General features: G+C 68.1%; 23 protein-coding genes and 1 pseudogene. 7 read left to right on the top strand and 17 right to left on the bottom strand.

Going from position 1 to position 21,910, the window contains the following annotated elements; translation table 11 throughout:
* Positions 1–52: 52 nt before the first annotated feature.
* Positions 53–625, bottom strand: a complete 573-nt coding sequence (locus A5708_RS09460; protein WP_065028407.1) for a TetR/AcrR family transcriptional regulator — start codon at positions 623–625, stop codon at positions 53–55.
* 128 nt (positions 626–753) lie between these two features.
* On the opposite strand from A5708_RS09460, the gene A5708_RS09455 reads away from it, so the two are divergent.
* Together A5708_RS09455 and A5708_RS09450 are read left to right on the top strand one after the other, a co-directional pair.
* The gene (locus A5708_RS09455; protein WP_065028369.1) at positions 754–1,182 is read left to right on the top strand and encodes a tautomerase family protein; all 429 of its coding nucleotides are present in this window, start codon (positions 754–756) and stop codon (positions 1,180–1,182) included.
* A 53-nt stretch (positions 1,183–1,235) separates the two neighbouring features.
* Positions 1,236–1,778, top strand: a complete 543-nt coding sequence (locus A5708_RS09450; RefSeq protein WP_065028368.1) for a DUF302 domain-containing protein — start codon at positions 1,236–1,238, stop codon at positions 1,776–1,778.
* On the opposite strand, the gene A5708_RS09445 is transcribed toward A5708_RS09450, so the two are convergent.
* A complete protein-coding gene (locus A5708_RS09445; protein ID WP_065028406.1) occupies positions 1,775–2,194 on the bottom strand; it encodes a Rid family hydrolase in 420 nt (139 codons plus the stop codon). The two genes, A5708_RS09450 and A5708_RS09445, sit on opposite strands and share 4 nt — an antisense overlap.
* 91 nt (positions 2,195–2,285) lie before the next feature.
* Between A5708_RS09445 and A5708_RS09440 the strand changes: the two genes are divergently transcribed.
* Positions 2,286–2,687 carry a hydrogenase gene (locus tag A5708_RS09440; protein ID WP_065028405.1) on the top strand — a complete coding sequence of 134 codons (402 nt, stop codon included), beginning with the start codon at positions 2,286–2,288 and terminating at the stop codon, positions 2,685–2,687.
* Between the two features lie 4 nt (positions 2,688–2,691).
* On the opposite strand, the gene A5708_RS09435 is transcribed toward A5708_RS09440, so the two are convergent.
* From A5708_RS09435 to glmS, 15 genes and pseudogenes are all read right to left on the bottom strand, one after another.
* Positions 2,692–3,900 carry an FAD-dependent oxidoreductase gene (locus A5708_RS09435; protein WP_081292893.1) on the bottom strand — a complete coding sequence of 403 codons (1,209 nt, stop codon included), beginning with the start codon at positions 3,898–3,900 and terminating at the stop codon, positions 2,692–2,694.
* 107 nt (positions 3,901–4,007) lie between these two features.
* A pseudogene (locus tag A5708_RS09430) lies at positions 4,008–4,505 on the bottom strand (adenylate/guanylate cyclase domain-containing protein); the annotation flags it as partial.
* 101 nt (positions 4,506–4,606) lie between these two features.
* The gene (gene groL / locus A5708_RS09425) at positions 4,607–6,226 is read right to left on the bottom strand and encodes a chaperonin GroEL (protein WP_065028365.1); all 1,620 of its coding nucleotides are present in this window, start codon (positions 6,224–6,226) and stop codon (positions 4,607–4,609) included.
* 80 nt (positions 6,227–6,306) lie between these two features.
* Entirely contained in the window at positions 6,307–6,609 is a 303-nt protein-coding gene (gene groES / locus A5708_RS09420; RefSeq protein ID WP_007773431.1) for a co-chaperone GroES, read from the bottom strand.
* Between the two features lie 249 nt (positions 6,610–6,858).
* A complete protein-coding gene (gene tsaD / locus A5708_RS09415) occupies positions 6,859–7,884 on the bottom strand; it encodes a tRNA (adenosine(37)-N6)-threonylcarbamoyltransferase complex transferase subunit TsaD (RefSeq protein WP_065028364.1) in 1,026 nt (341 codons plus the stop codon).
* Entirely contained in the window at positions 7,881–8,345 is a 465-nt protein-coding gene (gene rimI / locus A5708_RS09410; RefSeq protein WP_065028363.1) for a ribosomal protein S18-alanine N-acetyltransferase, read from the bottom strand. Before rimI ends, tsaD begins: the two co-directional genes overlap by 4 nt.
* Entirely contained in the window at positions 8,342–8,965 is a 624-nt protein-coding gene (gene tsaB / locus A5708_RS09405; RefSeq protein ID WP_065028362.1) for a tRNA (adenosine(37)-N6)-threonylcarbamoyltransferase complex dimerization subunit type 1 TsaB, read from the bottom strand. The genes rimI and tsaB overlap by 4 nt, the downstream gene beginning before the upstream one ends.
* Positions 8,962–9,459 (bottom strand): tRNA (adenosine(37)-N6)-threonylcarbamoyltransferase complex ATPase subunit type 1 TsaE, encoded by a 498-nt coding sequence (tsaE, locus tag A5708_RS09400; protein WP_269199385.1) that lies wholly within the window; start codon positions 9,457–9,459, stop codon positions 8,962–8,964. Before tsaE ends, tsaB begins: the two co-directional genes overlap by 4 nt.
* Positions 9,452–10,501 carry an alpha/beta fold hydrolase gene (locus tag A5708_RS09395; RefSeq protein WP_196772582.1) on the bottom strand — a complete coding sequence of 350 codons (1,050 nt, stop codon included), beginning with the start codon at positions 10,499–10,501 and terminating at the stop codon, positions 9,452–9,454. Before A5708_RS09395 ends, tsaE begins: the two co-directional genes overlap by 8 nt.
* Positions 10,502–10,553: 52 nt before the next feature.
* Positions 10,554–11,720 (bottom strand): alanine racemase, encoded by a 1,167-nt coding sequence (gene alr, locus A5708_RS09390; RefSeq protein WP_065028360.1) that lies wholly within the window; start codon positions 11,718–11,720, stop codon positions 10,554–10,556.
* 240 nt (positions 11,721–11,960) lie between these two features.
* Positions 11,961–13,325 (bottom strand): glutamate decarboxylase, encoded by a 1,365-nt coding sequence (locus A5708_RS09385; protein WP_155765958.1) that lies wholly within the window; start codon positions 13,323–13,325, stop codon positions 11,961–11,963.
* Positions 13,326–13,365: 40 nt separating this feature from the next.
* On the bottom strand, positions 13,366–14,787 hold the full coding sequence (locus tag A5708_RS09380) for an NAD(P)H-hydrate dehydratase (protein ID WP_065028358.1): 1,422 nt from the start codon (positions 14,785–14,787) through the stop codon (positions 13,366–13,368).
* A 126-nt stretch (positions 14,788–14,913) separates the two neighbouring features.
* Complete coding sequence (locus A5708_RS09375; RefSeq protein WP_419538316.1) at positions 14,914–15,630, bottom strand: rhomboid-like protein; 717 nt, start codon at positions 15,628–15,630, stop codon at positions 14,914–14,916.
* Between the two features lie 69 nt (positions 15,631–15,699).
* The gene (locus A5708_RS09370; protein ID WP_065028357.1) at positions 15,700–16,605 is read right to left on the bottom strand and encodes a DUF4436 domain-containing protein; all 906 of its coding nucleotides are present in this window, start codon (positions 16,603–16,605) and stop codon (positions 15,700–15,702) included.
* Between the two features lie 120 nt (positions 16,606–16,725).
* Complete coding sequence (glmS, locus tag A5708_RS09365) at positions 16,726–18,600, bottom strand: glutamine--fructose-6-phosphate transaminase (isomerizing) (RefSeq protein ID WP_065028356.1); 1,875 nt, start codon at positions 18,598–18,600, stop codon at positions 16,726–16,728.
* Positions 18,601–18,683: 83 nt separating this feature from the next.
* Between glmS and A5708_RS27200 the strand changes: the two genes are divergently transcribed.
* The 4 genes from A5708_RS27200 to A5708_RS09350 all read left to right on the top strand — a co-directional run bounded on the left by A5708_RS27200 (position 18,684) and on the right by A5708_RS09350 (position 21,486).
* Positions 18,684–18,989 carry a hypothetical protein gene (locus A5708_RS27200; protein ID WP_196772585.1) on the top strand — a complete coding sequence of 102 codons (306 nt, stop codon included), beginning with the start codon at positions 18,684–18,686 and terminating at the stop codon, positions 18,987–18,989.
* A 146-nt stretch (positions 18,990–19,135) separates the two neighbouring features.
* Positions 19,136–19,333 carry an Rv1535 family protein gene (locus A5708_RS09360; protein ID WP_065028355.1) on the top strand — a complete coding sequence of 66 codons (198 nt, stop codon included), beginning with the start codon at positions 19,136–19,138 and terminating at the stop codon, positions 19,331–19,333.
* 69 nt (positions 19,334–19,402) lie between these two features.
* A complete protein-coding gene (locus A5708_RS09355) occupies positions 19,403–20,242 on the top strand; it encodes a dienelactone hydrolase family protein (RefSeq protein ID WP_065028354.1) in 840 nt (279 codons plus the stop codon).
* Between the two features lie 200 nt (positions 20,243–20,442).
* Entirely contained in the window at positions 20,443–21,486 is a 1,044-nt protein-coding gene (locus tag A5708_RS09350; protein ID WP_065028353.1) for an LLM class F420-dependent oxidoreductase, read from the top strand.
* The last annotated feature ends 424 nt before the right edge of the window (positions 21,487–21,910 follow it).

Raw genomic sequence — 21,910 nt, 5'->3', positions numbered from 1 at the left:
CCATGAATCCGAACACCCCGATCCGCAAGGGACCGGGGGTGTTTCGCGTCGCCTAGTCGGCCTCGGCGGCCGCGGTCAGTTGGGCAATGGCCGTGTCGAACGGCTCGGGGCTGCGCAGGGCACGGCTCAGGATGAGCGCCCCCTCCACGTTTGTCCACACGCTGGTTGCCAGCTGCACGGCCCTGTCGTGGCTCAGGCCCTTTTCGGTGAGCCGTGCGGCCAGCGTGGTGATCAGATCCTGGAAGGCACGCCGCGTCACATCGCTGAGTTGATCGGAGGCGGGCGTCGACTCGATGACGATGGGAGCGACCGCGCACCCCTCGCGGTAGTTGCTTGAGACCAGCTCGTCGCGTTCGCGGCCGACGAACGCCGCGATCAGGTCCGCAGCGGTGCCGGTGGCGGCCGCCGCGCGGTTGATGTCCGCGATGCGGTCGGACGCGTGCAGGATGGTGACCTCGGTGGCGAGCTCGTCCTTCCCCCCGGGGAAGTGAAAGTAGATCGAACCCCGCGGGGCCGTGCTCTCGGCGACGACGTCCGACAGTGCCGTGCCGAGATAGCCGTGTTCGCGGAACAGGCGGCGCGCGGCCGCGGTCATTCGTTCCTTGCTGTCGGACCTTCTTGGCATGTCGTCCATCATACATAATTCTTGCCGTCAGTCGAATGTAGCAGTAAGCTACGCGGTATCAATAAGTATGACGCCCGACATAGTATGGGCGTTGCCGGAGCTGAGCTCCGGGGAATGGAAGGAACACCATGCCCGTCTACCAGTGCTACAGCCCGAAGGGTCTGCTCACCCGGGCCGCGAAGGCCAAGATCGCCGAGGAAATGACCACCATGTACTGCGACGCCACCGGGGTGCCGGCGGCATGGGTCAAAGTCCTGTTTCACGAGCTGGGCGAGGGCGAGTGCTTCGCGGCCGGCAAACCGACAACGCAATCGCTGATTCTGGGCATCGCCCGGCACGGGCGTGACCTCGAAACGCGCCGGGGAATGTTGCGTCAGCTCGCACAGATCTGGACGCGTAATTCAGGCCAGCAGGAAGCCGACCTGTGGATCTCGGTCAACGAAATCGATTACACAAATGTCATGGATGCCGGGTTGTTCATCCCGGGGCCCGGACGCGAACGCGAGTGGTTCGAAGAGAACCGGACCAGGCTGGCCGAATTGGGAATCTCGTCCTGACAAGCGCTGCCTTTCAAGGCATTTCGATAAACCAACCGAGACTAGGAACTACCATGTCCCAATCACTGCAGGGATCGATCGAGACGGTCTCGCACCAGGTCGACCGGTTGACGATCCAGATCGATGACACGTTCGTCGGATTCAGGGATCGCTACGAGCACGCGGTGCCGGTGTTCCAACGCGAATGTTTCGACTCCCTCATCGAACGCGATGCCGACTGGCAGACCGTTCTAGAGGCCACCGCAGCGAACGCGCCACACGATTTCATCCTCTACTGGTCGCACGATTTCACGTCGCTGATGCGACTGGCCGGAGACCGCGGCCGTTGCGTCGAGTACCTGATGGGCAATCACACCATCGCGCAGAAGATGTACCGCTACAACCCGGCCATTCTGCTCTATGCGCCGTTACGCACAGCCATCGTGGAGGACGCCGACGGCACCACGTCGTTTACCGTCGACCAGCCCAGCACCCGGTTCAGCAGCTTCAACACACCCGAAATCACCACGGTAGGAATCGAATTGGATCACAAGCTGGCTGCGTTGCTGGAGCACCTCGGCGCCTCCGTGCCGACCGCGCTCACCGTACCGCACTAGTCGAGGCTCAAGATGGCGCTGACTTGAATCTCGACGCGCATCTTCGGGCTCGCCAATGCGGCGACGCCGATGCACGTCCACAAGGGTGCGTGGTCGCCCATGCGCCGACGGAACTGTTCGACCATGGTGTCCAGGTGCTCTTGCCCGATCTGGCCATCGGCGTCGGGCAGGTGGTACGAGTGCACGTGCACCACGTCGCGCCAGGACGCTCCGGCTGTCGACAATGTCCGTTCGACGTTGTCGAAGGCCTGAACGATCTCGTCGCGCACTGACTCGGGATAGCGCCAGTACTCGTCCCAACCTCCTTGGCCGGCCGTCTCCACCCGGTCGCCGTATCGAACAACTTGCGCATAGTGGAACTCCCGAAGCTGATGGTCGCCATAGCCGGGAGTGACGGAAAATATCGGCCTACCCATGCGTGCCATCTTCGTCGCCACCCGCGTCACGGGTACTCGCTTGGCCGGAAATCCGCAGCACGCGCGGGCTACCGCCCCTACTGTGCTGGACATGCAGACACTTCTGTTCACGCTGGGGCTGGTCTTGTTCTTAATCGGGCTGTTCACCGGGTTCGCCCTTCCCGTGTTGACGAACCCCCGCATGGCGCTGTCGAGCCACCTCGAGGCGGTCCTCAACGGCATGTTCCTCGTCTTGCTCGGCCTGCTCTGGCCGCACATCCACCTGCCGCACGCGTGGGCAGTCGCGGCTGTCGCGTTGATCGTTTACGCCGCCTACACGAACTGGCTGGCCACACTGCTCGCGGCGGCGTGGGGCGCCGGCCGCAAATTCGCGCCGATCGCGGCGGGCGACCATGCGACCTCCGCCGTAAAGGAGCGGATCGTCAGCGTGCTGCTGGTGGCCCTCGCACCGTGCATCGTGGTGGGCGTCGGCATCGTCATCGCCGGGCTCTGACGCGCTACAGCGCGTGTACGTCCGGCGTGCGGACATGCTCGGGACGGAAGCCGCGCCCGACCAAAAGCGCCGGAATCGCTTGCAGTGGCCCGAATCCCACGATCTTCGGAACGCGAATCGTGGACAAGTCACCGCTGAGATTGCGAGCCACCACGTTGTCCTGCACGAGCACCTGAAAGGCCTGGACGATACGGGTGGGCAGCTCGCGCCGCCGCTGCACCTTTGCGAGGTCGCTGTCGGTCAACCGGCCCTGGCGCAGCGGGGTACACAAGATGTTGGCCGCGGCCACCGCGTCGGCGACGGCAAGGTTGATGCCGACGCCGCCGACCGGCGACATGGCATGCGCGGCATCGCCGATGCACAGCACGCCGGTACGCCACCACGTCTCGAGCCGGTCCACCCGCACGTCGAGCTCGCTGGTGTCGTCCCACGAGTTCAGGTCGTTGACATGCTCACGCAGCCGCGGCTGCGCGGTGACTATCCGCTCCTTGAACTCCGCCAAGGATCCGCCCCGGGGATTCGATCCCTTCGGCATCAAATAGGCGATCTGCCAGTAATCGCCCCGGTAGATCATGACCATCATCAGGCCTTTACGGGCCACGCCGAACAATTCCTGAGGGTCACCGGGGCGCCACTTCAGCCGGAACCACAGCACGTCCATCGGGGAGTGCGCCTGCGCGGTCTGCAGCCCCGCCGCCTCGCGCACCGCGGACTTGCGTCCGTCCGCGGCTATCACCAGTTCGGCGCGCACCTGAAGATTCGGCGTGCGCACCCCGGCCACCCGGTCGCCGTCGAATACCAGACCGGTGACCTCCGCGTTGCGGACCAGGGTGAATTCGGGGTAGGCAGAAGCCTTTTCGGCGATAAAGTCGAGAAAATCCCACTGCGGCATCATGGCGATATAGGGCTGCCTGAAACCGAGCCGCTTGAGCACCTTGAAGTTGCCGAAGGTGCGAATCGAGCCATCGGTGTCGAAGGCGACGTGGTCGATCTTGGTGTGCGGTAGCCGCAGGAACTCGTCGATGAACCCCAACTCGTCCATGATGCGCAGGGTGGTCGGGTGCACGGTGTCACCGCGGAAGTCGCGCAGGAAGTCGTTGTGCTTCTCCAGGACCACAACCCGAATTCCGGCCCGCGCCAGCAGCAGGGCGTGCACCATGCCGGCGGGACCGCCGCCCGCGACGCATACCTGAGTTTCCATCACTTGCGGCATCGTGCTGACACTCCTCGTGGAGTACGGAATACGAGAGCAGACTACCTAACCGGCACCGCCTGCGACGTCTTCGCCGATGCGTTCGTGCGTGCCGTCGCGTCGCAGCTTCAGGAGGGCGCGGGGCCGGTGCCGAAGACCTGCACCTCAGCCGACTTTCCCTTCAGAGCGTGAAATCCCTTGTCCGTCAGTCCGATTAGCCGGGAACGCAGCGCTTCGACGGTCAGGCGGGTCAGAAGGATCGCGTCCCCGGTGGTCTTGGTGAGCTGTTCGACGCGGGCGGCGACGTTCACGGCATCACCGATGAGCGTGAACTCGAGTTTGCCTCCGCCCCCGATGGTGCCGGCGATCACCTTGCCGGTGTTGATCCCGATGCCGATGCGAAGCCCACCGCCGAACCGCCCCGCGACCAGACGATGAATCAGCACCGCCGCATCCATCGCGGCGTCGGCATGACCGGCGAGGTCGTTGGGAGCGCCGAACACGGCCAGCGCGCCCAGGTCGTCGTCCTGAACCATCGGTAGGCGCCGGCTGAAGTCACCGGCCGCGACACGCTCAGTACCCGCGGCGAGATCGCGAATGGGTTGCAGGAGTGGGGAGTACGCGGCCCAGAGCGACGGCCCGATGCCGAGCACCAGCACACCACAACGAAACACCCCCGGCCATCAGACCGGGGGTGTTTCTTCGGCACTACCTACTGGTGGTGATGCTAGTGGTGGTGATGATGGCCGTGGCCGTGGTCGTCGGCCTCCTCGGCCGGCTTGTCGACGACCACCGTCTCGGTGGTGAGGACCATCCGGGCCACCGAGGCCGCGTTGACCACCGCCGAACGGGTGACCTTGACCGGGTCGATGACGCCGTCGGCGATCAAGTCGCCGTACGTCAGCTTGTCGGCGTTCAGCCCGTGGCCGTTGGGCAACTCGGTCACCTTGTGCACCGCGACCGCGCCGTCGAGCCCGGCGTTGGTGGCGATCCAGTACAGCGGCGCCGCCAACGCCTCGGAGAAGACGTCGACGCCCAGCGCCTCATCGCCGCTCAGGGACTTGCGGAGCTTCTTCAGCGCCTTGCGGGTCTGCAGCAGCGCCGAGCCGCCGCCCGCGACGATGCCTTCCTCGACAGCCGCTTTCGCGGCCGCGACGGCATCCTCGACGCTTTCCTTGCGTTCCTTGAGCGCGGTCTCGGTGGCCGCACCCACCTGGATCACGGCCACGCCGCCGGCCAGCTTGGCCAGCCGCTCCTGCAGCTTCTCCCGGTCCCACTCGGAGTCGCTCGCCTCGATCTCGGCGCGCAGCTGCTTGATGCGGTTGGCCACCGCGTCCTTGGGGCCCCCGCCGTCGACGATGACGGTGTCGTCCTTGCTGACCACCACGCGGCGGGCCGAGCCCAGCACGTCCGTGTCGACCTCACGCAGCAGCAGGCCCGCGTCGGGGTTGATCACCTGGCCACCGGTCACCACCGCCAGGTCCTCGAGGAACGCCTTGCGGCGGTCGCCGAAGAACGGCGCCTTGACCGCGACGGCCTTGAGCGTCTTGCGGATGGAGTTGACGACCAGGGTCGCCAGCGCCTCACCCTCGATGTCCTCGGCGATGATCAGCAGCGGCTTGCCCGATTCGGCGACCTTCTCCAGCATGGGCAGCAGGTCGGGCAGCGAGCTGATCTTGTCCTGGTGCAACAGGATCGCCGGCTCGTCCAGCACGGCCTGCTGGGCGTCGAAGTCGGTGACGAAATACGCCGACAGGAAGCCCTTGTCGAAACCGACACCCTCGGTGAATTCGAGCTCGGTGCTCAGCGTCGAGGATTCTTCGACGCTCACCACGCCGTCGGTGCCGACCTTAGTCATCGCCTCGCCGACCAGCTCACCCAGCAGCTGGTCGCGCGACGACACGGTCGCCACCTGCGCGATCGCGTCCTTGCCGGAGACCGGGGTCGCCGACGCCAGCAGCGCTTCGGACACCGCGTCGGCGGCCTTGCTGATTCCCGCACCGAGTTCGATGGGGTTGGCGCCGGCCGCGACCAGCCGGAGGCCGCCCTTGACCAGCGCCTGCGCCAGCACGGTCGCCGTCGTGGTGCCGTCGCCCGCGACGTCGTTGGTCTTGGTCGCCACCGACTTCACCAGCTGGGCACCCAAATTCTCGAACGGGTCTTCCAGGTCGATCTCACGCGCGACGGTCACGCCGTCGTTGGTGACCGCAGGGCCACCGAATGCCTTGGCCAGCACCACATGCCGGCCGCGGGGACCGAGCGTCACCCGCACCGCGTCGGCGAGCGTGTTCACGCCCGCCTCGATGGCGCGACGTGCTGTCTCGTCGTACTCAATGATCTTGCTCATCAGGCTCCTTCACCCAAACGCGTGCCGCCCCGGAAATCACCCGCGCAACGCGCGGGGATCGCCGGGGCGGAACACGTTTATTACTTGGAGACGACAGCCAGCACGTCGCGTGCCGACAGGATCAGGTACTCCTCGCCGCCGTACTTGATCTCGGTGCCGCCGTACTTGCTGTAGATGACGGTGTCGCCTTCCGAGACGTCCAGCGGGATGCGCTTTGCGCCGTCTTCGTCCCACCGGCCGGGGCCGACTGCGACGACGGTGCCTTCCTGCGGCTTCTCCTTGGCGGTGTCAGGAATGACCAGACCAGACGCGGTCGTGGTCTCGGCCTCGTTGGCCTGCACGAGAATCTTGTCCTCGAGTGGCTTGATCTTCACCTTCGCCACGATTGGAGCCCTCCAGTGTTTGGGTCGGGTCCGGGACATCCCCGGACCGGAGTTGACGGCCGGCACGGGTTGACCCCGAACCTTCCGAGTTATCAGGTGTTCGGCATCCGTCCGTGCCCGAGCGCCGTCGTCGCGGGTGCCGACACAGGGCTTGGCCGATTGCCACCTAGCACTCTATACATGCGAGTGCTAGCACTCAAGGGCGCCCTGCTGCTTCTTCCCGGTTGGCGTGTCCGCGCTGAGCGAACGTCAGCTCACCTGCGCTTTTACCACTGGCAGGCCGGGGTCGCTGGGTGCGTCCAGCGGCGAGGGCGGCGCCCCGGCGGCCACCAGGTGTGCCGCGAAGGACGCGATCATCGCCCCGTTGTCGGTGCACAGCCGTGGCCTGGGGACCCGCAGCGTCACCCCGGCCGCCGCGCAGCGCTGCTCCGCCAGCTCGCGCAACCGCGAATTCGCGGCCACTCCCCCGGCGATCAGCAGGGTCTGCACGCCGAGCCCGGTGGCCGCGCGCACCGCCTTTTTGGTCAGCACGTCGGCGACGGCCTCCTGGAACCCCGCCGCGACGTCGGCGTTGACGGCGTCCGGGTGGCTTTCCAGATAGCGCGCGACGGCCGTCTTGAGCCCCGAGAAGCTGAACGCGTACGGGTCGTCGCGCGGCCCGGTCATGCCGCGCGGGAAGGCGATCGCGTCCGGGTCTCCGGTGCGGGCCAGCTCGTCGAGCACCCTGCCGCCCGGGTAACCGAGGCCCAGCAGCCGGGCCACCTTGTCGTAGGCCTCGCCGGCGGCGTCGTCGACGGTGCTGCCCAGCTCGATGATCGGCTCGCCGAGCGAGCGCACATGCAACAGGTGGGTGTGGCCGCCGGAGACCAGCAGCGCCACACACTCGGGCAGCGGCCCGTGCTCGTAGACGTCGGCGGCCAGGTGTCCGCCAAGGTGGTTGACCGCGTAGAAGGGCACGTCCCAGGCGGCCGAATAGGCTTTGGCCGCAGCGATTCCCACCAGCAGGGCGCCGGCCAACCCGGGCCCGATAGTGGCCGCGACGACGTCGGGCTTGTCCAGGCCGGCGACCGAAAGCGCGCGGCGCATGGCGGGCCCCAACGCCTCCAGGTGGGCGCGTGAGGCGATCTCGGGCACCACTCCGCCGAACCGCACGTGTTCGTCGACGCTGGACGCCACCTCGTCGGCCAGCAGTGTCACGGTCCCGTCGGCGTCCAGCCGTGCGATGCCGACTCCCGTTTCGTCGCAAGAGGTTTCGATCGCGAGGATGGTTTTCACAGGGCCTCCCGCCGCATCGTGTACGCGTCGGCGCCGCTGACGCGGTAATAGCGCCGGCGCAGGCCGATCTGCTCGAACCCGACGCTGGTATACAGCCCGATGGCCGCCGCGTTGTCGGTGCGGACCTCCAGGTACACCGCACCGCCGTCGGCGAAGGTCAACAGTTCGTCGAGCAGCCGGCGGCCGATGCCCCGCCCCTGGTATGCGGAATCCACGCCGATGGTGTGCACCTCGTACTCATACGGCGGGGTGCGTCCCAGCCGCGAGATACCGGCATAGCCGACCAGCGTCTCGCCGACCCGGGCACCCACGTAATGGTTGTGCGCACTGGCTAATTCGCGATGGAACGCCACCGCGGGCCAGGGGTCGTCGCCGTCGAAGAGCTGGGCCTCCAGCTCGGCGCAGCGCTGTGCATCGGCCCGGGTCAGGCCACCGACGACGGCCTCGCTGGGGGCGGTCATTGGCGTGCCGCCAGCGGTTTGGCGTCGGGCCGACGCAGATACAGGGCCACCAGCGGTTCGGGGTCGACGGACCAATCAGCCACCGCCGCAACCAATCCGGCGGGTGTCGGGCAGCTGGGCTCACGCACCGGCAAGTCGAACAGGCCCGCATGTTCGGGTGAGCCGGCGACGGCCGCGGCGGTGCCCGGGTCGACGGCGGCCGGGGCGCTGACCGCGGGGCCGTGAGTGCGCACGCCGTCGCGGTAGCGGGCCCAGTAGACCTCGCGGCGGCGGGCGTCGGTGACCACCAACGCGTCCCCGGTGGTTCGTACGCCGATGGCGTCCAGGCTGCACACGCCGTGCACCGGGATGCCCAGGGCGTGGCCGTAGGCGGCCGCGGTGGCCATCCCGGCCCGCAGACCCGTGAACGGGCCCGGCCCGCAGCCCACCACGACGGCGTCCAGGTCGGCCATCGTCAGCCCCGCATCGGCCAGGGCCGCAACGACATTCGGGGTGAGCCGCTCGGCGTGGGCCCGCGGGTCGACGGTGATCCGCTCGGCCAGCACGCTCAGGTCGTCGCGGCGAACCAGGCCGGCCGTCACCGCGGGAGTGGCGGTGTCCAAGGCAAGGACGATGCTCATGAACGGCCCTCGTTGTCGGCGTTGCCGGCCCACTGCCAGGTCGCGATCCGGACGTCGGAGTTGGTGATGCGCTCCAGCCGGATGTCCAGATGACGCTCGGCGAGCCGCTCGACCAGGCCCTCGCCCCATTCCACCACGACCACAGCGTCGTCGAGATCGCTGTCCAAGTCCAGCGAATCGAGTTCACCGAGCAGGTCAGCGCCCTGGTTGCCGGTGTGGTCGAGCAGCCGGTACATGTCGACGTGAATCATGGTCGGGGCGCCGGGGCGCCGCGGCGGATGCACCCGTGCCAACACGTAGGACGGTGAGGTGACCGGCCCGTCGACATCCATCGCCGCGGCGATTCCCTTGGCGAGCACGGTCTTTCCGGCGCCGAGCGGGCCGGAGAGCACCACCACGTCGCCCGCCCGCAGGTGTTGCCCCAGCCGTGACCCCAGCGCCATGGTGTCCTCGACGCGCTCCAGCGTCGCGGTGCCGCCATTGACCTCAACCACGACGCCGCAACCTTTCTCGGATCCGTCGTATCCGCAGCGCCGCCTTGGTCGGGGTGGACCGCCTGACCAGTCGGATCAGTCCGCCGTTGATGGCGTCAGGCTTGTCCAGCAGCGCCAGGTGGCTGGCCCCGGAGACGATGACCAGCTCGGACTGGGGCAGGCTGGCGGCCATCTTTCGTGAATACTCGTCCGGGGTGAGCAGGTCGTGGTCGCCGCAGGCGATCAGGGTCGGGACGCGCAGCAGCGTCCACAGCCCGGCGGTTTCGTCATGCTTTTCCAGCGCGTCGAGGAAACCCACCATGGTGGGGATCGGGGTGCTGTTCATCATCCGCTGGGAGAACGCGTCGAGGCTGCGGCTGACCTGCAGGTCGCTGTAGGAGGCGGCCCGCAGCACCGGGCCGATCAACGAGCGGGACACGTTGCGGCCGCGGTGCATCAGCTTCGGCGCGGACCGGGCTGCGACCCGGACCGCTTCCAGCGCAGGGTTTTTCAGTATCTCACCCAGCGGTGACCGCGAAACACCCTCCGCCGCAGAGGAAATCAGTGCGGCGCCAACGATGCGCCGCCCGTACTGCTCGGGGAACTGGCGGGCATGGGCCAACACCGTCATGCCACCCATCGAATGGCCTACCAGCACGATCATTCCGCGCGGGGCCACCACGTTCAGCACGGTCTGCAGGTCCCGGCCGAGCTGGGTCAGCGTGTAGGTCTCGGGGTCGGCCTCGCCGGACCTGCCGTGCCCGCGCTGGTCGTAGAAGACCATCCGCACGTCGGGACCCAACTGATCGGGCAACCGCGTGCGCTGAAAATGAAAGGCGCCCATCTGCAAGCAGAATCCGTGGACGAACACCAGGGTCAGCGGTGCGTCGGCCGGGCCGGAGTCACGGACCGCCAGCGGTATCCCGTCGGGGGTGGTCACCACCAGGCTGGCGTCGTCCTCGAGCCGGTTGAAATCCTCGTGGGCGTAGGGGTCTTCGACCGTGGCGCGCTGGGTCATCGACCGGCGGGCCGAGGCTCCGATGATGGTGGCGACGGCGGTCACCCCCGCGCCTCCCGCAAGCCAGGCCCTGCCCTTGCGGCGCCTGCGGGATTCCTCAGGACTCAACGGTTTGCGCCTCGCGGTAGGTCCTGGTGATCCGCCCGCGGGGGCTGGTCACCACTTCGTAGTGGATGGTGCCGAGCAGATCGGCCCAGTCCTGCGCGGTGGGCTCGCCATTGGCGCCCGGCCCGAACAGGATCGCCTCGTCGCCCTCGGCCACGTCGGTGCGTCCCGGGCCGAGGTCGACGACGAACTGGTCCATGCAGATCCGCCCGACGCCCGGTCGCCGCTTGCCGTTGATCGACACCTCCAGCCGGCCGCCCAGCGACCGGAAGACGCCGTCGGCGTAGCCGACCGGGATGAGCGCGAGGTTGGTGTCGTGCTGCGCGGTCCAGGTGTGGCCGTAGGACACGCTCTCGCCCGCACGAATCGACTTCACCAGGGCAACAGTGCATTTCACCGTCATCGCCGGCACCAGACCCATGTCGCCGCGCTCGGGGACCGGGCTCAGCCCGTATATCGCGATGCCGGGGCGCACCATGTCGAAGGCCAGGTCCGGACGGGACATGGTGGCCGACGAGTTCGACAGGTGTGCCACGTCGAACCGCACACCCTGATCGCGCGCCTGGGCCAGCATGTCGCTGAATCGTTGGGCCTGAACGTTATTCACGGGATTGGCGGGCTGGTCGGCATACACCATGTGCGACATCAGGCCGCGCAGCGCGATGGCCTCCTCGGCGACGGCCTTGCGCAGCGCGGTCAGCATCGCGGGGTATTGCCCCGGCGGAACCCCATTGCGGTTCAGCCCGGTGTCGACTTTGACCGTCACCGTCGCGGTCCGTCCGGTGCGGCGGGCCGCGTCCAGCAGTTCGTCGAGCTGGCGCTCCGACGACACGGCGATCTGCAGGTCGGCGAGCAGCGCGGGACCGAAGTCGAAACCGGGCGGGTGCAACCAGGCCAGCACCGGGGCGGTGATTCCGGCCGCGCGCAGCGCCAGACCCTCGGCGACGGTGGCGACGCCCAGCTCGGTGGCCCCCGCGGCCAGCGCGGCGCGCGCCGTCTGGGGGGCTCCGTGGCCGTAGCCGTCGGCCTTGACCACGGCCATCACCTGCGCGCCGCCGGCCTGCTCGCACAGCAGCCGCACGTTGTGCTCAATCGCGCCCAGGTCGACCAGGGCCTCGGCGAGGACGCCCGGTGTCAGGGATATCGGCGTAACGGCCAATGAAGTCGCGCTCCACTCGTCTGTCTGTCAGTTCGCAGCAGCCATTGTCCCAGAACCTGTCGGACACACCGCTCGCCGACGGCGCGCGGGCCGCACACAGCCGCGTCCGCGCCGCCGCAATGGTCACAGCCGCCACATGCGCCCCGGGCCGCGGGTGGACGGATAATTGCACATGCCTCCCCGCCGGGGCCACTGTGACCAATGTGACAACCGCGGTGTGACGAAGCCCCCGAAACGGACTTAGTGCGCGAAGTGCTCCGCACGGTAGTGCCCGCCCGGCTTGAGCTTGTCCAGCGACGCCAGCGCCGAGCGGGCGTCGTCGTGCAGCGCCCGGGCCAGGTCGGCGGACAGGCCCTCGCGCACCACGATGCGCAGCACCGAGATGTCGGTCGCGTTGTCGGGCATGGTGTAGGCCGGCACCTGCCAGCCGTATCCGCGCAGCTCGTGCGAGACATCGAATTCGGTGTAGCCCAGCCCGCGGGCCAGCCTGAAAGCGACCACCGGGATCGCCGTACCGTCGGAGATCAGCTCGCAGTGCTCGCCGACGCGCAGTTGCTCGCCCAGCCATCGCGCGGTTGACGACAGCGTCTGCATCACCTGCGTGTAGCCCTCGCGGCCCAGCCGCAGGAAGTTGTAGTACTGGCCGACCACCTGGTTGCCCGGCCGGGAGAAGTTCAGCGTGAAGGTCGGCATGTCGCCGCCGAGGTAATTGACGTGGAACACCAGATCCTCGGGCAGGTACTCCTTGCTGCGCCACACCACGAATCCGACGCCGGGATACGTCAGCCCGTACTTGTGGCCGCTGACGTTGATCGAGACCACCCGGGGCAGCCGGAAGTCCCACTTCAGCTCGGGGTGCAGGAACGGCACCACGAATCCACCGCTGGCGGCGTCGACGTGCACCGGGACGTCCACCCCGCCGCCGGCGGCCAGTTTGTCCAGCGCCCCGCAGATCTCCGCGATGGGTTCGAGCTCACCGGTGTAGGTGGTGCCCAGGATCGCCACCACACCGATGGTGTCCTCGTCGACGGCGTCGAGGACCTGCTCGGGGGTGATGACGTAGCGTCCCTCCTCCATCGGCAGGTAGCGCGGTTCGACGTCGAAGTAGCGGCAGAACTTCTCCCAGACGACCTGGACGTTGGAGCCCATCACCAGGTTCGGGGTGCGCGTCTTCCAGTCTTTGCCGACTTTTTCCCGCCACCGCCATTTCATCGCCAGGCCGCCCAGCATCACGGCCTCGCTGGACCCGATGGTGGACACCCCGCACGCGCTGGACGGGTCGTCGTCGCGCAGGCCGTCGGCGTGGAACAGGTCGGCCACCATGCACACGCAGCGCTGCTCGATGGCCGCCGTCGCCGGGTATTCGTCCTTGTCGATCATGTTCTTGTCGAACGTCTCGGCCATCAACCGCCCGGCCTGCGGGTCCATCCAGGTGGTGACGAAGGTGGCCAGGTTCAGCCGCGAACTCCCGTCGAGCATCAGCTCGTCGTGGATGAAGCGGTAGGCGGCGTCGGGGTCCATCGACTCGTCGGGCATCCGCAGGGCGGGCACCGGCGCGGTGAACAGGCGGCCGGTGTACGCGGGGGCGATGGAGTGCGCGGGCATGGAAGGGTGTTGGGGCACAACGAGATCCTTTCTACTGCTCCTACAGGGCGGCCAGGGCGGCCCGGATGTGTGGCACCATGCGCGACGACGAGGTGGGCGCCTCGCCGGGGCCGGGGTCGGCGGCCGACAGTGCCGCCGCGCGCGCGTGCACGAAGGCCGCGGCGGCGGCCGCCTCGGCCGGTGGCAGGCCCGACGCCAGCAGCGCGCCGATCATGCCGGACAACACGTCGCCCGAGCCCGCGGTGGACGCCCACGACTGCCCCGCCGGATTGAGATAGACCGGGCCGCCCGGGTCGGCGATGACCGTGACGTTGCCCTTGAGCAGCACCGTGGCGCCGAACGCGTCCGCCAGCTTGCGGCACGCACCCACCCGGTCATCACCTGGCGGGTTACCCGCTAACCGGGCGAATTCACCCGCGTGAGGGGTCAGCACCGTCGGCGCGGTGCGGTTGGCCGCCAATTCGGGATGGGCCGACAGGATGGTCAGCCCGTCGGCGTCCACGATCACCGGCAGGTCGGTTTCCAGCGCGAACCACAGCGCCGCGGCCCCGACGTCGTCGGTGCCCAATCCCGGCCCGACGACCCAGGACTGCACGCGTCCGGCCGACGCGGGGGTGGGCGAGGCGATCACCTCGGGCCAGACCGCGAGCACCTCGCGGTGCGCGCTGCCGGCGTAGCGGACCATGCCCGAGGTCGCCGCGACGGCGGCGCCGGTGCACAGCACGGCCGCACCCGGATACGTCGACGAGCCCGCCATCACGCCGGTGACGCCCTGGGTGTACTTGTCGTCGTGGGGCCCGGGCACCGGCCAGCGGGCGGCCACGTCGGCGGCCTCGAAACCCAGCACGTCGGTGTCCGGCAGATTGAGGCCGATGTCGATCAGCTTCACCCGCCCGCAGTCGCCGAGGGCGTGGACGGGTTTGAGGCCGCCGAAGGTGACGGTCAGCACGGCGTGCACCGCGGGGCCGGTGATCGCCCCGGTCGCCGCGTCGATGCCGCTGGGGATGTCGACGGCGATCACCGGGATTCTCGCGTCGTCGACGGCGGCGAACACCTCGGCCGCCGCGGGCCGCAGCGCCCCGGAGCCGGAGATGCCCACCACGCCGTCGATGACGAGATCGGTTGTCGGCGAGACACTTTCGACGACACGACCGCCGGCCTGCCGAAACGCCGCCAGCCCCTTGGGGTGGGTGCGCTCCGGGTTGAGCAGGATCGCGTCGGCGGCCGCGCCGCGACGGCGCAGGAAGGTGGCCGCCCACAGCGCGTCACCGCCGTTGTCCCCGGAGCCGACGACCGCGCACACACGTCGCCCGGTTACCCCGCCGGTGCGGGCGGCTAACTCAGCGATGATCTCGGTGGCCAGCCCGTAGGCCGCGCGCCGCATCAGCGCACCGTCGGGCAGGCTGGCCAGCAGTGGCGCTTCGGCCTGGCGGATCGCGTCTACGGAGTAGTAATGCCGCATCAGAGTCAGATTACGTGGCGGCGTCGCGGTGTACAGCCGCGCTCGGATCGCCGGCGTGCACGGCGGCCGGCGCCGTTACGGAGCGGCTTGGCGCCCAACATCTTTCGGTGCCGGCGGGTGCCGGCATCAGGTCGAGGTCTCCGGCGGCACGTTGCGGCGCGCCATGGCCCGCACGCGCGCGGGACTCAACGGGCTGCTGCGTTTGGAGCGCGCGCGAGTCATCGGGTAGAAGCACAACCCGATCAGGATCGAGGTGAAGTGCCCGATCGCGGTGAAGTTCAGCTCGCTGCCCATGGTGATCAACGGGAACCCGAAGATGAGGAACAACACCCCGAGATATCCCCAGCGCCACGGCCGGGCGATGTGGTAGCTCAGCACGGCCATCACGCCGACGAGGAAATAGCTGACCCCGATGTCGCGGGCGTGCACCAGCCGTTGCGAGGCGTCGTGTTCCTCGATTGCGAAGTAGAGGATGCCTTCGCTGATGTAGGTGGCGAGGATGTGCGAGCTCAATCCCACACTGAGCCAGCGCAGCTGGCCGAGCCAGTGTTCGGCTGGCGCGAGAAACAGGGTGAACAGCAGCAGGTAGGGCTCGAAATTCTTGCCGTCGATCCACAGCAGGCTGGAGAACAGGACGTGCAGCGGGTCCCTGCCCAACTCGTGAATGTTGGTGGAGCGGTGCAGCAGTACCGAGTGCAGCTCCCGGCCGGTGAGATGGGTCTGGATGAACGTCGTGATCATCAGCACCAACAGCCAGCCGTAGGTCAGCGGCGCGCTGATGACGAAATGCCAGACCACCAGCGTCATGCTGCGCACTCGATTGCGAACCGACGGACCCGCCACGACATCAACCTTCGCACGCGCGGCGGGGCACCGGACAACTTCGGCGGCAAACACGCCGCCGGCGATCGGCTACTTCGCCGACGCGGGGGCGGGTTCCGGCGCGGGCGCGGGTTCCGCCGGTGCGGGCGCGGGCACCGGCTTCAAATGCCGCCACCAGCAGCCGATGTAGAGAATCATCGAGACCGCCAGCGCGACCAGCACCCAGATGACGACGGTGATGTCGACCCAGCTGCCGAATGGCGGCGAGCCGGGTAGCGCGTTGCGCAGTGGCACCACCGCGAACAGCATGGCGGCGTACCACGTCGTCATCGGCGGCTGGAACGGCCGCCGGTCGCGCGCCGTCTGAATCGCAACCACCAGAGCCAGACTGGCGATCGTGATGAGCACGCCCAGGATGACGATCGCGAACGCCGCGGTGGACAGCGAGCGATGCACGTTCAGCCGGTAGGGACCGTCCGCCTGGGTTCTGGTGGCGGACAGCCGCCAGCCCGACAGGTGATCGACGAAGGTGACCGGCACGTGGTCGGGCGCCCGGTCGGTGTCAGGGCCGTAGAAGATCTCGACTTCGATCGGCCCCGAACGGTATTGGTCGAAGGGCCAGCGCTCGATCTGGCCGGCGATGGTCAGCGGGACGGCCATCAGGCCGGGGAGCATGCCCTTGGTCCAGGTGTGCCGGGCCGGCATCGCGGAGGACCTGACACGCAGGCTGAGATCGTCCTTGAGGTGGTGGGTTTTCGGGTCCAGCATCGCCGATCCGGGGTTGAACGCCAGATTGACGGCGAGCACGCTGTTGTTGGACTGGATGTCTTCGACGTTGATCGTCGCCGACGGCCTGTCACCGTCGGCGGTCGGGGCGGTCGCATCCAGCCGGCGGCCGGTACCGCTCTGCGCGTACATCCCGACCGCCACCGCGTACGCCGCGAGGATGAGGACGACAAGACCTACGACGCCGTATTTCGTGCCGGCCGATCGCATACTTCCTCCCGTACGGACTTAGCCCTACCCACCTGCCGCGAATGCTGCCCCAGGGCAATGTAATGGATCGGCCGCGTGTCCGCGGGGTATCCGGGCGATGCGGCGCAAGCGGTTCCCCGCCTATTCGACGGTGACGGACTTGGCCAGGTTTCGCGGCTTGTCGACGTCGTAGCCGCGGGCCTGCGCCACCGACGCCGCGAACACCTGAAGCGGGATCGTCGACAACAGCGGCTGCAGAAGTGTTGACACCGAGGGAATTTCGATCAAGTGGTCGGCGTAGGGCCGCACGGTGTCGTCGCCCTCCTCGGCGATCACGATGGTGATCGCGCCGCGCGCCTGGATCTCGCGGATGTTGGACAGCAACTTGGCGTGCAGCACGGCCGACCCCTTGGGCGACGGCATGATGACGATGACCGGCAGATCGTCTTCGATCAGCGCGATGGGGCCGTGCTTGAGCTCGCCGGCGGCGAATCCCTCGGCGTGCATATACGCCAATTCCTTGAGCTTCAGCGCGCCTTCCAGCGCCACCGGGTATCCGACGTGGCGCCCCAGGAACAGCACCGTCGGCGACTGGGCGAATTGATACGCCAGGGCGGCCACCGGCTTGATCGTCGCGATGACCCGCGCGACCAGGTCCGGCATCGCTTCCAGCTCGTGGTATTCACGCCAGACCTCGTCGGGGTACTTGGTGCCGCGCGCCTGCGCCAGCGCCAGCCCGACCAGATAGTTGGCGGTGATCTGCGCCAGGAACGTCTTGGTCGAGGCCACCCCGATCTCCGGGCCGGCGCGGGTGTACAGCACCGCATCACACTCGCGCGGAATCTGCGAGCCGTTGGTGTTGCAGATCGCCAGGACCTTGGCCTTCTGCTCCTTGGCGTGCCGGACGGCTTCGAGGGTGTCCGCGGTCTCGCCGGACTGCGAGATGGCGACCACCAGGGTGCTGCGGTCCAGAACCGGGTCGCGGTAGCGGAATTCGCTGGCCAGCTCGACCTCGACCGGCAGCCGCGTCCAGTGCTCGATCGCGTACTTCGCCAGCAGGCCGGAGTGATACGCGGTGCCGCAGGCCACCACGAACACCTTGTCGATCTCGCGGAGTTCCTGGTCGGACAGCCGCTGCTCGTCGAGGACGATCCGGCCGTCGACGAAGTGCCCCAGAAGGGTGTCGGCCACGGCCGCGGGCTGCTCGGCGATCTCCTTGAGCATGAAGTACTCGTAGCCGCCCTTTTCGGCGGCGGCCAGGTCCCAATCGATGTGGAACTCGCGGTATGCCCCGGGCCCCAGGTTTTCGTTGCCGTCGAAGTCGGTGATCCGGTAGCTGTTCGCGGTGATCACCACGGCCTGGTCCTGGCCGAGTTCGATGGCGTTGCGGGTATGCGGGATGAACGCCGCCACGTCGGAGCCGACGAACATCTCGCCATCGCCGATGCCGATCACCAGCGGGGTGGAGCGGCGGGCGGCGACGATGGTGCCGGGGTCGTCGGCGTTGGCGAACACCAACGTGAAGTGGCCGTCCAGGCGGCGCAGCACCGCGAGCACCGACGCGGCGAAATCGCCCGCGGTCGGGCCGTGCCGGTATGCCTGCGACACCAGATGCACCGCCACCTCGGTGTCGGTGTCGCTGGCGAACTCCACGCCCTCGGCCTCCAGCTCGTGGCGCAGGTTGGCGTAGTTCTCGATGATGCCGTTGTGGACGACGGCGATCTTGCCGGCGGCGTCGCGGTGCGGGTGGGCGTTGCGGTCGGTGGGCCGTCCGTGGGTGGCCCACCGGGTGTGCCCCAGCCCGGTGGTTCCGGTCAGCGACGACGCCGGCATCTCGGCGACCGCCTCTTCCAGGTTGGCCAGCCGGCCGGCGCGACGGCTGACCGTCAGGGTGCCGTCGCCGTTGACCAGGGCGACCCCCGACGAGTCGTAACCCCGGTACTCCATCCGGCGCAGCGCGGCCATGACGACCTCACAGGCGGGCTGCTGCCCGACGTAGCCGACGATTCCGCACATTCTGAACAGGGTAGTGCAGGTGGGCCACCACCCCCGCACTCCGCGGTCGGGGTTAGGCCGCCCACCTGCGCGAAAGGCCCGCTGTGACCTACGCCTACCGCCAGTTCTTTATCCGGCTCGTCACGGCCGGACGTCCTTCACCCATCCGTCATTCACTCAATCGTCATAAACGGCGGAATTGTTTTCACCTGATGTATTTGCGACGTTTCCGTGTCGCAACAACGACGACAGCACACGCCGATTTAACATTCGGAATATCAGCAAAGACTGGAAAGGACCGGATCCAGCGAAAAGACGAGCTGCATGAAGCCCGCCCGATCACGATTACGCAGCGTGTCAGCGACAAAAGCGTGGTCAACGATTCGCAGTCCGGCTTTTATCAGGCATAGGCCAGATATTCTGGCTACCTGGGACCACGCTTTTAGCCGAGCAATGAATTCAATCGTCAGTGGTTGTTAACCGGGAATTGTGCAACGGGTCGTATTGAGATGCGTAACTTTTCGGACCGCCCGCCGGGCGCCATGAGGAGGCAATCATGACCGCAGTTCGCTACGACGATGTGGTGCCCGCCCCCATGGCGCCGGCGCCCCTGCGGACGCCCAAGGGCAGGCCGGAGGCGTCGGCCGGTTCCGGGAACCCCTTGATGGACATGACCACCCAGCTGCTGTCCATCCCGCTGCACCAGCTCTACGCGGCGCTGTGGCGGATGGGTGTCATCGAGGTCAGGGGCTAGAAAGGGCCCGCGCACCCGCCGGCGTTCCTTCTCCCTCGCCGCCCGATTGCGATGCGCTAACGTCAACGCGTGGCCCGCATCCGCAAGCTCGTCGCAGCTCTCAGCCGCCGTGGTCCGCATCGAGTTTTGCGTGGTGACCTGGCCTTTGCCGGCCTTCCTGGCGTGGTGTACACCCCCGAGGAGGGGCTGAACCTGCCCGGCGTGGCGTTCGGCCACGACTGGCTCGCCGGCGCGGCCCGCTATTCGAACCTGCTCGAGCATCTGGCGTCGTGGGGCATCGTGGCCGGCGCTCCCGACACCCAGCGCGGCGTGGCCCCGTCGGTGCTGAACCTCGCCTTCGACCTCGGCACCGCCCTGGACATCGTGTCGGGCGTGCGCCTGGGCCCCGGCAAGATCAGCGTGCATCCGGCCAAGCTCGGCGTGGCCGGTCACGGCTTCGGCGGCTCGGCGGCGGTGTTCGCCGCGGCGGGGATGCCGGCCAAGCCCGCCGCGGTGGCGGCGATCTTTCCCAGCGCCACCAGCCCGCCGGCCCAGCAACCGGCCGCGACGTTGAAGGTCCCCGGGGTGATCTTCACCGCGCCGGGCGATCGGAAAAGCCTGAACTCCAACGCGTCGGCGCTCGCCGACGTGTGGGACGCGGCGACGCTGCGCATCGTGGGCAAGGCCGAATCCGGCGGGCTGGTCGAGGGCCGGCGGCTGACCAAGGTGCTGGGTCTGGCCGGACCGCACCGGCGCACCCAGCGGACGGTTCGGGCGCTGCTGACCGGCTACCTGCTCTACACCCTGGGCGGCGACAAGAAGTACCGCGATTTCGCCGACCCGGAGGTGCACCTGCCGGGCACGGACGCGATCGACCCCGAGGCCGAAGCGATTCCGCTGGAAGACAAGATCGTCGCCCTGTTGAAGTGAGAAAGGGCTATTCGCCCTTTCATGTCGACCGCCTACGAACCGTGGAACGGCCGGCCGATCGCGGCCGAGATGGCCACCGACGACTTCGTGGGCCACTGGCCCGGACGGACCGGTTTCGTTCACCGGCAACGACATTCTTCGCCTGACCGCCGGCGGGCGACGGTTCGCCGAGTACTGGAGGGGCGTGGTAAGTGTCATGGATGCGAATCGGGATCGCTCTGAATTATTCGGGCGGCTTTCACGAGGCCGTGGACCGCGTGGTCGAACTCGAGAAGTCCGGCATCGAGGTCGTGGTGGTGGCCGAGGCGTATGCCTTCGACGCCATCAGCCAGCTGGGCTATCTGGCCGCCAAGACGAACACCGTCGAGTTGGCGTCCGGCGTGCTGCCCATCTACATCCGCACGCCGTCGCTGCTGGCGATGACCGCCGCGGGGCTGGATTACGTGTCCGACGGGCGATTCCGCCTGGGTATCGGCACCTCGGGCCCGCAGGTGATCGAGGGGTTCCACGGCGTTCCGTTCGACGCCCCGATCGGCCGCACCCGCGAGATCGTGGAGATCTGCCGCAAGGTGTGGCGCCGCGAACGCGTGCAATACGACGGCAAGCACTACCAGCTGCCGTTGCCCGCGGATCGCGGAACGGGCTTGGGCAAGTCGCTGCAGCTCATCAATCACCCCGTGCGCGAACGTATCCCGGTAAGCATCGCGGCGCTGGGCCCCAAGAACGTGGAGCTCACCGCGGAGATCGCCGAGGGCTGGCAGCCCGTCTTCTACCTGCCGGACAAGGCCGACTCGATCTGGGGCGAGGCGCTGGCGGCCGGTGCCGCCAAGCGTGATCCCGCGCTGGGGCCGCTGGATGTGATGGTGCATGCGTCGCTGGCCATCGGCGAGAACCTCGACGAGCGGCTGGCGTGGGTCAAGCCGCAGCTGGGCCTCTACATCGGCGGGATGGGCGCCAAAGGCCGCAATTTCTACCACAATCTGGCGACGCGCTACGGGTTCGGCGAGGTCGCCGACCGCATCCAGGAGCTGTACCTGTCCGGCCGTAAGCAGGAGGCCATCGACGCGGTGCCCGACGAGCTGGTGCGCGGCATGTCGCTGATCGGCCCGCCCGGGTACGTCGCCGAGCGCATGGCCGCCTTCGCCGAGGCCGGCGTGACCACGCTGCTGCTGAATCCGTTGACGACCGACCGCGCCGAATCCGTGCGCTTCGTCGAGGAAGCCCTGAAGCTGAAGCCCGCCTGAGCGGTCATTGCCCCGCCTGTGGAAGCTGTTCCGCGGCAATCTCACACGGCGTTTTCTGCGGGTCGGCCGCGGGTTCCGGTTCGGCGACGGGAGCGGCGGGCGGCGCGGGCGGCGCGTCCGGTGCTGGTGGTGGTGCGCCGGGCGGCGGTGGCGTCCCGACCGGTTGGATCACGTCGTCGGGCTGAGGTTCGTCCGCGGGTTGGGCCTGGTCGGCTTCGGCGGGTGACGGGCTCGACGGCACGGACGCCTTGAACGGCGGCGACCCGGACAACTCCGACGAGAAGCCTTTCCACGCAGACGATCCCGAGGGCACCGTGGCCGACGAGGGCGCCGATGATCCCGACGATCCCGCCGAAGCCGACCAGGCCCAACCCGCGGACGAACCTCAGCCCGACGACGTGATCCAACCGGTCTCGACGCCACC

This window comes from Mycobacterium colombiense, assembly GCF_001672755.1.
Lineage (GTDB): Bacteria > Actinomycetota > Actinomycetes > Mycobacteriales > Mycobacteriaceae > Mycobacterium > Mycobacterium colombiense_C.
Note: the sequence above shows the minus strand (reverse complement) of the source record. Positions and strands in the feature narration are given on the sequence as shown.